This is a genomic window from Streptomyces sp. NPDC006743, from assembly GCF_040703815.1.
GTDB lineage: Bacteria > Actinomycetota > Actinomycetes > Streptomycetales > Streptomycetaceae > Streptomyces.
Genome location: NZ_JBEYJA010000040.1, coordinates 18,831 through 32,548 on the forward strand (window position 1 = coordinate 18,831; position 13,718 = coordinate 32,548).

Annotated in this window: 11 protein-coding genes; 3 read left to right on the forward strand and 8 right to left on the reverse strand. The window is 72.8% G+C overall.

Annotated features, from left to right (window positions below; translation table 11 throughout):
- Nucleotides 1–105: 105 nt before the first annotated feature.
- The 4 genes from ABZ719_RS27100 to ABZ719_RS27115 all read right to left on the reverse strand — a co-directional run bounded on the left by ABZ719_RS27100 (nucleotide 106) and on the right by ABZ719_RS27115 (nucleotide 4,845).
- Nucleotides 106–789, reverse strand: a complete 684-nt coding sequence (locus ABZ719_RS27100; RefSeq protein ID WP_366727775.1) for a hypothetical protein — start codon at nucleotides 787–789, stop codon at nucleotides 106–108.
- Nucleotides 786–2,468: a multicopper oxidase family protein gene (locus ABZ719_RS27105; protein WP_366727776.1), complete on the reverse strand. Its 1,683-nt coding sequence runs from the start codon at nucleotides 2,466–2,468 to the stop codon at nucleotides 786–788. The genes ABZ719_RS27100 and ABZ719_RS27105 overlap by 4 nt, the downstream gene beginning before the upstream one ends.
- Before the next feature lie 586 nt (nucleotides 2,469–3,054).
- Nucleotides 3,055–3,900 (reverse strand): ATP-binding cassette domain-containing protein, encoded by an 846-nt coding sequence (locus ABZ719_RS27110; protein WP_366727777.1) that lies wholly within the window; start codon nucleotides 3,898–3,900, stop codon nucleotides 3,055–3,057.
- A 216-nt stretch (nucleotides 3,901–4,116) separates the two neighbouring features.
- Nucleotides 4,117–4,845 (reverse strand): L,D-transpeptidase family protein, encoded by a 729-nt coding sequence (locus tag ABZ719_RS27115; RefSeq protein WP_366727778.1) that lies wholly within the window; start codon nucleotides 4,843–4,845, stop codon nucleotides 4,117–4,119.
- A gap of 147 nt (nucleotides 4,846–4,992) precedes the next feature.
- On the opposite strand from ABZ719_RS27115, the gene ABZ719_RS27120 reads away from it, so the two are divergent.
- Complete coding sequence (locus ABZ719_RS27120; RefSeq protein ID WP_366727779.1) at nucleotides 4,993–5,214, forward strand: hypothetical protein; 222 nt, start codon at nucleotides 4,993–4,995, stop codon at nucleotides 5,212–5,214.
- Between the two features lie 84 nt (nucleotides 5,215–5,298).
- Here the strand turns inward: ABZ719_RS27120 and ABZ719_RS27125 are convergent, their stop codons facing one another.
- Nucleotides 5,299–6,975 carry an MFS transporter gene (locus ABZ719_RS27125; protein WP_366727780.1) on the reverse strand — a complete coding sequence of 559 codons (1,677 nt, stop codon included), beginning with the start codon at nucleotides 6,973–6,975 and terminating at the stop codon, nucleotides 5,299–5,301.
- Between the two features lie 164 nt (nucleotides 6,976–7,139).
- The gene (locus ABZ719_RS27130; RefSeq protein WP_366727781.1) at nucleotides 7,140–7,610 is read right to left on the reverse strand and encodes a MarR family transcriptional regulator; all 471 of its coding nucleotides are present in this window, start codon (nucleotides 7,608–7,610) and stop codon (nucleotides 7,140–7,142) included.
- 211 nt (nucleotides 7,611–7,821) lie between these two features.
- Between ABZ719_RS27130 and ABZ719_RS27135 the strand changes: the two genes are divergently transcribed.
- Both ABZ719_RS27135 and ABZ719_RS27140 read left to right on the forward strand, forming a co-directional pair.
- Nucleotides 7,822–8,391, forward strand: a complete 570-nt coding sequence (locus ABZ719_RS27135; protein WP_366727782.1) for a WHG domain-containing protein — start codon at nucleotides 7,822–7,824, stop codon at nucleotides 8,389–8,391.
- Nucleotides 8,392–8,531: 140 nt separating this feature from the next.
- Nucleotides 8,532–11,222 carry a SpoIIE family protein phosphatase gene (locus ABZ719_RS27140; protein ID WP_366727783.1) on the forward strand — a complete coding sequence of 897 codons (2,691 nt, stop codon included), beginning with the start codon at nucleotides 8,532–8,534 and terminating at the stop codon, nucleotides 11,220–11,222.
- 6 nt (nucleotides 11,223–11,228) lie between these two features.
- Here the strand turns inward: ABZ719_RS27140 and ABZ719_RS27145 are convergent, their stop codons facing one another.
- Both ABZ719_RS27145 and ABZ719_RS27150 read right to left on the reverse strand, forming a co-directional pair.
- Nucleotides 11,229–12,617: a condensation domain-containing protein gene (locus ABZ719_RS27145; protein WP_366727784.1), complete on the reverse strand. Its 1,389-nt coding sequence runs from the start codon at nucleotides 12,615–12,617 to the stop codon at nucleotides 11,229–11,231.
- Nucleotides 12,618–12,766: 149 nt separating this feature from the next.
- The gene (locus ABZ719_RS27150; protein WP_366727785.1) at nucleotides 12,767–13,636 is read right to left on the reverse strand and encodes a hypothetical protein; all 870 of its coding nucleotides are present in this window, start codon (nucleotides 13,634–13,636) and stop codon (nucleotides 12,767–12,769) included.
- Nucleotides 13,637–13,718 lie beyond the last annotated feature (82 nt).

Sequence of the window (13,718 nt, forward strand, 5' to 3'; positions counted from 1 at the left end):
GCCGTAGGAGTGACGGGCCACCACCCGCGCGGGGCCGGGCGCGCGGGGCACAATCGCCGGCCGTCCCGGTGCGCGGGGAAAGCGCCGGCGGCTGCCGCCCGGCTCTCAGGCCGCCGGTGCGGCGGGCCCGGTGCGGCGGCCGGCCGCCCCCAGGATGTGGAGGCTGAGCACCAGCGCCCAGGCCGGGAAGGCCAGCTCGGCCCAGGGCACCCGGGAGGAGGCGAACAGCAGCGTCAGCGCGGCCAGCAGTCCCAGCACGGTCAGCCACCGCGGCAGCACCCGCAGCCGGTGTCCCATCACCGACAGGGAGCAGGTGAAGACGGCCGCCATCCGCATCGCGTACCCGGTCAGCAGCTCGTACGCCAGACGGCGGCCGAACTCCCAGGCGGCGGGGGAGGGCGCGGTGCCGGGCGCACGGACGGTGGCGAGCGCGGCGGTGGCCGCGGCGGCCGCTGCGAACATCATGGCGACGAAGACCAGCCCGCTGCCCAGGAAGACGGTCGCCAGGAACTTGTCCTCGGCCGCTCCGACATGGGTGCGCACCACGCCGACGAACCACAGGAAGAAGATCCCGGCCAGCGGCACGAGACCGAGCGCCGCCCGGACCGCGTCACGCCGGGTGGAGTCGGTCAGGGCCGGCGCGGTGACCGAGCCGGCGCCCTCCGGGAGGCCCAGCCGCATCAGTACGACCGCCGCCGCGAGCAGCAGCGCGAACAGGACCCCGGCCAGCCCCGCCGCCCGCGGAGCGCGCAGCGCCTGCTCCGCCGGCGTGACCGCGGTGCTCGTCACTTCCGGTAGCCGAGGATGGTCATCATGCCGGACTCGGAGTGGTACTGGTTGTGGCAGTGCAGCATCCACAGGCCGGGGTTGTCGGCGTAGAAGTCGGCGACGAGCTTGCGGTGCGGCAGCACGATCGCGGTGTCCTTGCGCGTGCCGATGTCGCCGAGGCCGGTCAGCGCGAAGGTGTGGCCGTGCAGGTGCAGCGGGTGCCACATGTCGGTGGCGTTGACCAGCGTGAGCCGGACCCGCTCGTCCTTGCGGACCGGATGGCGGTGCTCGGTGGAGTACGGCTGGTGGTCGAAGGCCCAGTCGTAGTTCTTCATGCTGCCGGTCAGCCGGATACGGATGTGCCGGTCCGGTTCCCCGTCGCGGAAGGCCACCGACTCGTGCGGCCGCAGGGCCCGGGCGGGCAGGAGGCGGCCGTCCAGCTCGTCCGGGTGCACCGAGGGCGAGGGCAGCCCCTTGCCCTGGTCGGTGCGCAGCACGGCCAGCGCCCTGGCCTTGCTTCCCTTGCCCTCGGCCAGGGCGACCAGCGGGAACGTCCCGTCCTTGACGGTGACGACCACGTCGTAGCGCTCGGCCATGCCGATGAGCAGCGCGTCCGTGTCGCGGGGCTCGACGGGGTAGCCGTCGGTGTGTGTCACCGTCATCCGGTGGCCGCCCAGGGCCACCCGGAACGCGGTGTCGGCGCCGGCGTTGATGAGCCGCAGCCGGACGCGGTCCCCCGGCTTGGCCCTGAACACCTGGGCGGAGTGCGGCAGATGCCCGTTGATCAGGTAGTACGGAAAGTCGACGTTGCCGCCCATGCCGTCCAGGAGGCGGCTGTGGGAGTGGCGCAGGACGCGGGAGGGGCCACCGGCCGACTTCCCGTACGGCGCGCTGTGGCCGGCGGAGGCGTGATGGCCGGCGGAACCTTCCTGCTGGGAGTCGCCGCCCATGTCCATGCTCATCGGCGGACGCTTGCCGCCGTGCAGCTGCGACAGCACGCCGTCCGGGGTGGAGCCGTCCACCCCGTCCACCCAGTCGTCCAGGACGACGACCCACTCCTTGTCGTAGGACAAGGGCTCCTTGGGGTCGTCCACGATCAACGGCGCGTACAGACCCCGGTCGAGCTGCATGCCCTCGTGGGAATGGAGGAGATAGGTGCCCGGGTAGGACACGGCGAAGCGGTAGCGGAACTCCTCGCCCGGCTTGATCCCCTCCTGCGTGAGCCCCGGCACACCGTCCATGTCGCAGCGCAGGCGCACCCCGTGCGAGTGCAGCGTCGTCGCGACCGGGAGCCGGTTGACCAGGGTGAGGTCCAGGATGTCGCCCTTGGTCACGCGGATCACCTCACCGGGCACCGCACCGCCGTACGCCCACGTCCTGACGGAGCGTCCGCCCAGGTCGAACGTGGTCTGCGCCGCCGTGAACCGGAAGGTGCGCACGGGCCCGCTGCCGCGCTCGCGCTCGGCGGCCAGCACCTCGGGGTCGGACGGGTTCACGTACCCCTTGGGCCCCTTCGGCACGAAGGGACGGGAGCGGCCGCCCGCGGTGCCGGATCCCGGCGCGGAGCCCGAGCCCCGGGCGGTTCCCGGGTGCGGACCCGCCTCCGACGGGGAGCCTGACCCGGAGCAGGCTCCCAGGAGACCTGAGCCGGCAGCCATGATCGAGGCACTGAGCAAGGTGCGCCGCGTAGGTGAGTGCATGAATGAATAACACACGTTTTATAGCGATATGTGGGAGAACTGGGGCGGCGCGTCCGGTGATCCTGGCGGTCAATTTCCGTGCGGCAGCGCCCGGCATCCGGGGAGGGTCACCCGGTCGGCCGAAAGCGGACGCGAGCGGAACGCGTCGCGGTTCAGGGTGACTTGGCCGAAAAAGACTCCCCGGCCGGGTCCGGGGGCGCACGAAGAAGCGGCGGCAGGCACCGGGACCTCGGTGCCTGCCGCCGCTTGTGTCAGGTCAGTTGGCCCGGGCGGCCGCTCTCCGGGCGTTGTTGTACAGGCGCAGCAAGTGCTTGGCGACGGGGCACGGCGCACCGTCCGCGCGGCACTGGCGGCACGTCTGCAGGTGCTGTTGGTGTTCAGAATGCGCTTGCTGCAGAGCATCGCCCTGGGACGGCATGAGGATCCTCGCACGGGGGGTCGGACGGAGAAGAGCGCTCGACTCGGCTGTAGGGAGCACCCGCGCAAAAGTTGATCACGTTACTCCCGGTAGTGGAAAGCGGCATCCGGCCACGCTGAGCCACTGACCGTCACGACCCGGACCGTCACACGGGGTCACACGCCCAGGTCAGGCCTGTCGTCCGGAGTAGGCCCACCAGCGGCCCTCGTGCCGGTTCACCGCGATCGGCCGGCCGAAGCAGGACGTCAGCCAAGGTCCGGTCAGCACGTCCGCCACGGGCCCGCCGGCCAGAATCCTGCCCTCGCGCAGCAGCAGGGCGTGGCCGACGGCGGGGGACAGCTCCTCCAGGTGGTGGGTGACCGTCACGGTGGCCAGCCGCGGACGGCCCTCGGCCAGCCGCTGCATGGCCTCCACGAGGTCCTCGCGGGAGGGCAGGTCGAGGGCGTTGAACGGCTCGTCCAGCAGGAGCAGGGCGGGGTCGGCCATCAGTGCCCTGGCGATGAGGACACGGGCCCGCTGCCCGCCCGAGCAGACACCGTACGGCCGGTCCGCCAAATCCTTGATCTCCAGTTCGGCGAGGAGCTCGTGCGCCCGCTCGCGCACCTCCTCGTCGTAGGACCGCCACAGCGGCTGCACCGTGCCGGTGTGACCGGTCAGCACGACCGTGTGGGCGTCGAGGTCCTGGGGAACGCGCTGCGCGGAGGTGACGTGCCCGATGAGCGCCCGCAGTTCACGGACGTCGACGCGGCCGAGCCGGGCGCCCAGCACCTCGACACTGCCGGTGGTGGGGTGCATCAGCGCGCCGAGCAGCCGCAGCAGCGTCGTCTTGCCCGCGCCGTTCGCGCCGAGCAGTGCCCAGTGCTCCCCCGGCCGGACGGTCCAGTCGATGCCGTCGAGGATCACCTGGTCGGTCGTGTACCGGCGCACACCCACGTCCCGGAGCGCCACGACGGCGCCCGGGCCCGCCGTCCCGTCGTCCTTCACGGGTCGTCGTCCCGTTGTCTCCTCGGCCATCCCAGGGCTCCCCTCGACGTGTTCGGCCCCCGTCTCATCGGCACCCCGGACGTTAGATGCATCCGGCACCTTGTCGCCGGTCCGTCCGGTTCGTGGACGCCCGCGCCGGCGGGCGCCGGCGGAAGGGCGTGTGCCGGCCGCGGGGGGACCGCCGGGAGGGCCAGGGGGGCCGCGGCGGGCACCGGCGGGAGGACGTGCGGCGCTCGGGCCGCCCGGTCATGCGGCGAGGTGGCGGGAGTCGCCCATGACCACCACGGGGTGCAGGCGCGGGTCGAGCGTGCGCAGCAGGTAGCGCATCGCGTCCTCGGACTGGCTCACGCACGCGGACGTGCCGCCGCCGTGGTCCATGTGCAGCCAGATGCTGCCGCCCTTGCGCTGTCCCTCGGGCCGGGTGGGGTCGTTGGGCGCGGTGCCCCGGACGCGGTTGTAGTCGATGGCGATGACGTAGTCGAAGTCGTGCCAGGAGTTCTTGTTCCAGTAGTGCGGCGCCTGGAACGAGGCGGAGCGGGTGTACGGCAGCCGGCTCCCGGGGTCGGCCAGCACACCGCCCGCGTCACTCAAGGTGAACACGCCCACGGGGGTGCGCTGGTCGCCCTCGTGGTGGTCGGTCGTCCACCCGTTCCTGCCGTTGTGCGCCGCCCAGGAACGCAGTTGCTTCCAACGGGAGCCGGTCTTGGTGAAGAGCTTCACCGTCGAGTCGGGGGAGTCGGGGCCCGCGCCGTAGACGGCGACCACCTGGCGGGTGCCGGCCGGGACGCGCCGCCACATCCCGTCGCCGATGCCGGGGACACGGGTCGGCGCCGTGGCGCGCGGTGTGCCGCCCGGCCCGTTCGCGCCGCCTCTCGCGCGCGGGTGGGCCGAACTGCCGCAGCCCGTCAGACAGATCGCCAGGGTCGCGCAGGCCACCGTCGCGGCGGCCGTCCGTATCGCACCGCTTTTTCGCATGGCGCCCATGATGGCACCGCGTTCCGGCCGCCCGGCCGCCGGGTCCCGGCCCTCGCGCCGTCACCCGAATGGCCGTCCGTGGCAGCGTGCTCAGGGCTGATCGGGTGTCTCCTGGAGTGAGAGAGGCGTCCATCAAGGGAGCCGATCATGTATGAGATGTGTGCAGGAGCCGAGAAAGCGGGCGGCGCACTGGTGTGGCATGTCATGGCCAAGAACACGGTGACCACGCTCTGCGGCCAGCGGCTCGGCCGGCGTGTCGACGGGGCGAGCGCGCAGCGGGCCGGTCACTGTTCCACGTGCATGGCCTTGTTCGGGAAGCTGATGACCGCTCCACCGGCCGTCGGCTCTCCGGTCGGCACGGACAACTAGCGGTCCGTGTCACAAGGGCCCTGTCCGCCGGGGAAGTTCTCCCGGCGGACAGGGCCCTTCGGCTGCGGTGCGCGCGACGGGGTGTCAGCTCCTTGGGGAGCGGCTGCGGTCGTGGCCGTGGCCGTGATCGGTGCCGGGGTCGCGGTCGCGGGTGTGCTCGCCGTTGCCGTGGGGGCCGGTGGTGCTGCTGCCCGTGCGGTTGCCTCGGTCGCGCAGGCCGAGGACGGCGGTGAGGGCACCTGCCGCGCAGAGCACGCCCGTGGTCAGTGCCGCGGTGTGCAGTCCGCCGACGAAGGCCTGGCCGCTGCCGGCCACGACCGCCTCCTTCAGCGGGCCGGGCATCGCGCCGGACACGGGGGCGACCCCCATGGAGACGGCGTCCTTCGCACCCTCGAGCCGGCGTGCGGTGTCCTGCGGCACGCCGGCCGCGGTGAGGGCGGAACCGAGCGTGGCGCCCACGCGGCCGCTGATCAAGGACACCAGGACGGACGTCCCGAGCGCGCCGCCGACCTGGAGCGAGGTGGCCTGCAGCCCGCCCGCGACCCCGGCGTCCGCGACCGGAGCGTTGCCCACGATGGTGTCCGAGGAGGCCGACATCACCATGCCGACGCCCAGGCCCAGCGCGATGAACGGCGGCCACAGCGCCCCGTACCCGGAACCGGCGCTCCAGGTGAGCATCAGGAAGGAGGCGGCCGCCTGCAGCAGCATGCCCAGCGGCATCGTCAGCCGGGCGGAGAAACGCTCGGTCAGGGCGGCGCCGAGCGGCGAGGCGACGACCGAGGCGAGACTCAGCGGCAGGGTCCGCACGCCCGCCTCGACCGGGGAGAAGCCGCGGACGTTCTGCAGGTAGAGCATCACGAAGAAGATGGAGCCCAGCAGGACGAAGAAGTTGAGCCCGGTGATCACGGTGCCGATGGTCAGGGCCCGGTTGCGGAACAGCCGCATGGGCAGCAGCGGTGCGGCCACGCGCATCTCGTGCCGCCCGAACAGCAGCAGTACGACGATCCCGGCGCCGACCGTGCCGAGGGTGGCGGCCGAGGACCAGCCCCACGTCTCGCCCTTGACGACACCGAGGACGACGAGCAGCGCACCGGCGGCGAGCAGCAGCACACCGGGGATGTCGAACTTCTCGCCGCGCGCGGCGTCGTTGCGGCTCTGGGGCAGGACCAGCGCGCTCACGACCAGTGCGGCCACGCCGATCGGGGCGTTGATGTAGAACACCGATTCCCAGCTGACGTGCTCGACGAGCAGGCCTCCGACGATCGGGCCGAGCGCGGTGGAGACGGACGAGACCATGGCCCAGATGCCGACCGCCATGCCGAACTTGCGCGGCGGGAACACGGCGCGGAGCAGGCCGAGCGTGTTGGGCATGAGCAGGGCGCCGAAGAGGCCCTGGAGCGCGCGGAAGGCGATGACCGGGACGATCGCGCCGGACAGTCCGATGGCGACGGAGGCCAGGGTGAAACCGGCGACACCGGCCTGGTAGACGGTGCGGCGGCCGAAGCGGTCGCCGAGTTTGCCGCCGAGGATGAGCGCGGCGGCGAGCGCGAGCAGGTAGGCGTTGGTCACCCATTGCAGGTCGGCGGTGGTGGCGTGGAGGTCGCGGCCGATCTCGGGGTTGGCGATGGAGACCACCGACCCGTCGAGACCGACCATGAACAGGCCGAACGCGACGGCGATGAGGGTCAGCCAGGGGTTGGCGCGGCGGCCTGCCGCCCGCTGGGGCGGAGCTGCCGACAGGGTCGCACTGGGCGAGGACATGATGAGGACTGCCTTGTTTCGTGTGTCGTACGAGGACAGGGGGGCGCGGGCGCGCCGCGGCAGGCGTGTCGCGGCGCGCCCGGCTGACGGGGGCGGGACAAGCGCGGAGAAGGAACCGGGAGACCTGGAGGCCCGGAAGCAGGGGGCGCCCCGCAGGGCGCGGCTCAGTCCTGGTCGCAGGCGGGCCGCAGACGGGCGGCGAGCGAGCGCAGCGCGCCCACGGCGGAGCCCAGCGCGGCCATCTCACCCTCGCCGAGGTGCCGCATGGCGTCGGAGAGGTGACGCTCGGCGAGCGCGGCCGCCTCGGCGAGCCGTTCCCGCGCGAGATCCGTGCAGTACAGGTGGGCGACGCGCTTGTCGGCCGGGTCGGAGCGGCGCTCCAGCAGTCCCAGGCCGGTGAGCTGGGAGACGAGTGCGCTGACGTTGTTCGGCTTCATCAGCAGGATGCGGGCCGCTTCCCGCACGGTGACGCCTTCCTGCTCGGCGGTGAGCCGCAGGAGCGCGAGCTGGCCGTCGGGGAGTTTGTCGTGCGGGAAGTCCGCGCGGATGCGGTGGTCCAGGGCCCGGTGCACCGCCGACACGGCGACCGCGAGTTCGGCGGCGGCGCTGTCTGCGGGCGTACGGGGTCCGGGCATGGAGGCGACTTTAGATATGAGATTATAGGTATGTCAACATAGGTGATGGCGCAGGGCTGAGCGTCCGGTCGCCGCACTGGCGGGTCGCGGTCCGCGACCCGCACGGCGCCTCGCTCGAGCACCGCGGCCTGCGCCGACCCCGCCGCCCGCCGCACTTGCCTAAGATGTTTAGGCAAGTGCACAATCCCTTCAGGAAACAGAAGGGATCACTGTGCCGCGCGCTGGACTCACCACCGACCGCCTGGTCCGGGCCGGGGCGGAGCTGGCCGACGAGGTCGGCTTCGACCAGGTGACCGTCTCGGCGCTCGCCCGGCGGTTCGACGTCAAGGTGGCGAGCCTGTACTCGCACCTGAAGAACTCGCAGGACCTGAAGACGAGGATCGCCCTGCTCGCCCTGGAGGAACTGGCCGACCGGGCGGCCGACGCCCTGGCCGGACGGGCCGGCAAGGAGGCGCTGGCCGCCTACGCCGACGTCTACCGCGCCTACGCCCGCGAGCACCCCGGCCGTTATGCCGCCGCACGGCTGCCGCTGGACGCGCAGACCGCGGCCGGGAGCGCGGGAGTGCGCCACGCCCAGATGACGCGGGCGCTCCTGCGCGGGTACGGCCTGACGGAACCGGACGAGACCCATGCCGTCCGGCTGCTGGGCAGCGTCTTCCACGGCTACGTCAGCCTGGAGCTGGCCGGCGGCTTCCGGCACAGCGCCCCCGACTCCCAGGAGACCTGGGCGTGGGTCCTCGACCGGCTGGACGCGCTGCTGCGCGACCTCACCGCGTCCTGAAACCCGCCGCGTGAGCCTTCCCCCGGCCGCCGGGCGCGGGCCGTGAGCGGGGCGACGGGCCTGTCTCACCAGGTGGACCCGGCGAAGGATCATGTGCCCAGGTCGTGACGACTTGGGAGGGTCGATGCTACAAAGGCCGGATGGCAGACCGTTTTGCCCGTCTTCGACGGATATCGGGGCGGTCGCTGGTGGGAAAGAGTCCGCGAAGCGTCGCCGGACAGGTGTTCGTGCTGCAGGCGGCCCTCGTGGTGCTGCTGGTGATCTGCGCCGTCTTCGCCCTCGTCCTGCAGTCCCAGCGGGACACCAGCGCCGAGGCCCAGCGCCGCTCCACGGCCGTCGCCCAGACCTTCGCCCACTCCCCGGGCGTCCTGGCGGCGCTGCGTGCCCCCGCTCCCTCGGCCGTGCTCCAGCCCCTGACGGAGGCCGGGCGCACCGCGGCGGGCGTCGACTTCATCGTCGTCATGGACACGCACGGCATCCGCTACACCCATCCCCTGCCCGACCGGATCGGCAAGCGCTTTGTCGGCACCATCGGACCGTCCCTGAAGGGGAAGGTCCGCACCGAGAGCGTGCACGGGCCGCTCGGGCAGGAGGTGCAGGCCGTCGTCCCCGTCGAGGACACCCGCGGCCACGTGGTCGCCCTGGTCTCGGCCGGACTGAAGGTCAAGCACGTCACCGGGCAGGTGTACCGGCAGATCCCGATCATCCTGACCGCCGGGGCCGTGGCGCTGGGCGTGGCCACCGCCGTGACGGCGCTGGTGGGCAGGCGGCTGCGCCGCCAGACCCACAGCCTCGGCCCCGACGAGATGACCCGCATGTACGACCACCACGACGCGGTCCTGCACTCCGTGCGCGAAGGGGTGCTCATCGTCGGCGAGGACGGGCGGCTGCTGCTGGCCAACGACGAGGCGCGGCGGCTCCTGGGTCTCCCGCCGGACGCGGAGGGCACGAAGGTGAGCCGTCTGCCCGGACTGCAGCCCGAGACCGCGGCGCTGCTCGCCTCCGGCCGGGAGGCCACCGACGAGGTCCACCTGGCCGGAGGACTGCTGCTCGCCGTCAACCAGCGGCCCACCGACCGTGACGGAGGACCCGCGGGCACCGTCGTCACCCTGCGCGACTCCACCGAACTGCAGGCACTGGCCGGCCGGGCCGAGACCGCACGGGAACGGCTCCGGCTCCTCTACGACGCCGGCCTGGGCATCGGCACCACCCTCGACGTCCGGCGCACCGCCGACGAACTCGCCGAGATCACCGCCGGCCGCTTCGCCGACTTCGTCACCGTCGACCTCGACGACGCGGTGCTGCGGGGGGAGGAGCCGGACCGCGCGGCCACCGGCATGCGCCGCGTCGCCGTGCGCGGCGTACGGGACGACGCTCCGCTCTACGAGCAGGGCCGGCTGATCGACTTCCTGCCCTCCACACCGCAGGCCCGCGGCCACAGCAGCGGCCGGCCCGAACTGGTGCCCGACCTGTCGTCGGCGGCCGGCTGGCAGGCCCAGGACCCCGAACGCGCCGGACGCATCGTGGACTACGGCATCAACTCGCTCGTCACCGCGCCGATCCGGGCCCGCGGCGCCGTGCTGGGCGTGGCCAACTTCTGGCGGTCCAAGGAGCACGGCCCCTTCGAGGAGGAGGAGGTGCTCCTGGCCGAGGAACTCGTGGCCCGCGCCGCCGTCAGCATCGACAACGCCCGCCGCTACGCCCGCGAGCACGCCCTGGCGGTCACCCTCCAGCGCAGTCTGCTGCCGCGGGCCCTGCCCGACCACGGCGCCGTCGAGGCCGGACACCGCTACCTCCCCGCCCAGTCGGGCGTCAGCGGCGACTGGTTCGACGTGATCCCCCTGCCGGGCGGCCGGGTCGCGCTCGTCGTCGGAGACGTGGTCGGCCACGGGCTGCACGCCGCCGCGACCATGGGCCGCCTGCGCACCGCCGTGCACAACTTCTCCACGCTCGACCTGCCTCCCGACGAACTGCTGAGCCACCTCGACGACCTGGTCGGCCGCATCGACCAGGACGAGGCATGCCCGCAGAGCGCCGCGGACATCGTCGGCGCCACCTGCCTGTACGCGATCTACGACCCCGTCAGCCGGCGCTGCGCCATGGCACGCGCCGGACATCTGGCGCCCGCGCTGGTCCGCCCGGACGGCAGCGTCGACTTCCCCGACCTGCCCTCCGGGCCGCCGCTCGGGCTGGGCGGCATGCCGTTCCGCACGGCCGAACTGGACCTGGAGGAGGGCACCCAGATCGTCCTGTACACCGACGGACTGATCGAGGACCGCCACCGTGACCTGGACGAGGGGATGGAACTGCTGCGCAAGGCCCTGGCCGGCCACCCCGAGCGGACGCCCGAACAGAACTGCCAGGCCGTACTGGACGCGCTCCTGCCCGCCCGGCCCAGGGACGACGTCGCCCTGCTCGTCGCCCGTACCCGCGCGCTGCCCGCCGGCCGGATCGCCGACTGGGACGTACCGCCCGATCCGGCCGCCGTCGCGGGAACCCGCCTCGCGGCCTGCGCCAAACTCGACGAGTGGGGCCTGTCCGACCTGGACTTCAGCCTGGAACTCGTCCTCAGCGAACTCGTCACCAACGCCATCCGCTACGGCTCCGCGCCCATCCACGTCCGCCTGATCCACGACCGCACCCTCGTCTGCGAGGTCTCCGACGGCACCAGCGCCTCCCCGCACCTGCGCTACGCGGCGACCACCGAGGAGGGCGGCCGGGGCCTGTTCCTCGTGGCCCGGACGACCGAGCGCTGGGGCACCCGGTACACCCCCGAGGGCAAGGTGATCTGGGCGGAACTGGCGCTGCCCGGCGGACCTCCGCCGGCCTGAGCACCCTCACGCGGCCCGCGAGCGGGCCACCGAGACGATCACCTCCCGCAACTGCTCCACGTACAACCGCATGTTCTTGTACGCGATGTCCGTGTCCGGATAGCGGCTCGCGAACTGCAGCCCCTCGTGCAGCCGGTTGACCCACGCGCACACCTGGTCGCCGTAGGACACCCGGATCAGGCCGTAGGCCTTCAGCTCGGACCAGCGCTCGGAGCCCGGGATGTGCCGGGCGTCGACGAACGAGACGATCGAATACAGGTCCGGGGAGGTGGGCCGGAAGTCGGACCCCAGCAGGCGCAGTACCCGGGCCAGCGGCATACGGGCCAGGGACCTGCTGGCGCGCAGTTGCGCGCTCACCGTCCGCAGCAGTGCCGGGAAGTCCGCCGACCCGGCGGTGTCGACCTCGATCGGCGCGCCGCCGACGTACCACCCCACGGAGTCCAGCCACTGAGACTTCCTGCGGGTGTGGAAGGGGACGACGGTCCGGTAGACCGGCTGACCGCCGATCTCGTGCACGATGAGACTCGTGGCGGCCAGGACGCCGACCAGGCTCCCGCCGAAGGGGCGGCAGTACGCCTCGAAACCGGCCGCGTCCTCGGCGCTCACGAGCATCTCGTGCATGAGCTTCTGCCGGGGCAGCGGACCGCCGGGCTCCAGGCCGAGATCGAGCGGGAAGTCCGGCAGCCGGCCGTCGCACCGGCCGATGAACTCCCGCCAGCGTTCCACTACGGCGTCGGCGCCGTCGAGTTCGTCGGCGCTCGCCCGCTCGGCCCGGCAGAAGTCGACATAGCTGCTGACCGGCCCGGGCTCGGGACGCTCGCCGTCCCTCCCGGCGGAGTACAGCTCATGGATCTCGGCCGGGATCCGCTGCACGGAGTAGGAGTCCACGTTGCTGTGGTCGAACGCCATGTAGACACTCGCGCCGTCGTCCCTGACGACCGCGCAGAAGAGGAAGTTCGGCCAGCGCAACGCGTCCGCCGTCACGTCGAAACGGTCCTGCAGGTGCCGCGCCAGCGCCTCCGGCTCGGGGAAGTACCCGACGGTCTCACGCCGCAGCGCCACGTCGCTGGCGTCCAGCGTGAACCGGCGCATGTCGTCACCGGCCCAGCGGAAGCCGCTGCGCAGCGTCTCGTGCCGGAGCATCCAGCCGCGCAGGGCCTCCCCGAGGGCGTCCAGATCGACTCTGCCCGGGACGTCGAACGCGGTGCCCAGCCAGGTCGGTACGAACAGCCCGCCCTCGCGGACGGCCCGGGCCGTCCTGATGTGCGACTCCTGGATGTACGCCGGCGGTCGGTGATCGTCGGGCAGAGCGGACGCGGCCTCGACGGCCGCCGGGTCGAGTGTCCACTCCACCAGCAGTCCGGGCCGGACCTCGCAGCGCTGGATGTCGGTCATACGCAAGGGAAGCCTCCGTCGCAGAGGGGGTACAGGGAAGCAACTGCGTACGGGCGCGGGGGGTTGCGGGTCGTCGGGTGCCGATCGGTCCCGGCGCCCTTGTGGCGGGGGTGCCGCCCGTTCGCCGGCAGCGCTCGGCCGGCCGTGTCTCAGCGAGCGGGCAGCCGGTCGTAGGTCCTGAACGTGTAGGTCGCGTCGTAGCTCATCAGGTTGCCGCTCGGCGCGGGCAGGGAGAGACGCCGGCCGAGCGCCTTCGTCAGCGGGCCGCAGCGCTCGGCGGCCGGAGCGGCGAAGGTGTCGTCGTACGCCGAGAACCTGATCAGGGGCGGGTCCGTCGAGATCCACTCCGAAGGGCTCGGCCGCTTGAAGGCGAAGTCGACCGGCTCGGCCGCGCCGATCGCGCAGTCTCGGGGCAGCAGGGGTCCTGTCAGACGGAAGCGGAGGCTGAACCGGCCCGTGTAGAAGTCGGCCCGGCCGCCGTACTCGGGCTGTACCGCCAGGCCGAGCAGGGGCGTGCGTCCGGCCGCGTCGCTGCCGGTCAGCCCGCCCGGGACGGGGGTCGCCGCGCTGTGCATCGCTCCCCACACCTGTCCTGGCGAACCGTCGGGCAGCAAACCCTCGGCGTGGGTCATCGTGATCGGCGCGAGCGTCACCGCGAGGCTTCCCATCGCCAGCCGCGGTGAGGCGGTGTGCACTTCGCACCGCCAGGCGGCCGGATCCACCCCCGCCGGAAGAGCGGGGCAGTCGTCGAAGCCGGCCGGCAGCTCCTGGGAGGCCCGCCCGGCCTGCCCGCCCTGCATGGTCTGTCCGCTCTGAAGGGCCTGCGTGCTCCGTGGGCTCCGCGCGGGCCCTGTGCTCTGCGCGGCGCTCGCGGGAAGGGCGCTCGCCAGGCCCAGCAGGGCCACCGCGCCGGCCAGGGCCGCACCGGTGCGGGGCCCGAGCCGGGACCGGCGCCCGGCGCGACGGGGACCGGGCGCGGTGCGCGGGGGACGGGGGTCGTGAACAGTGGTCTTCGGCATGTCCCAAGCCTGCCGCCGCCCACCTCTCCGTCACCATCAGTGACGTCCCTGCTCCTACCCTGAGCCGACCCTGACACCCTGT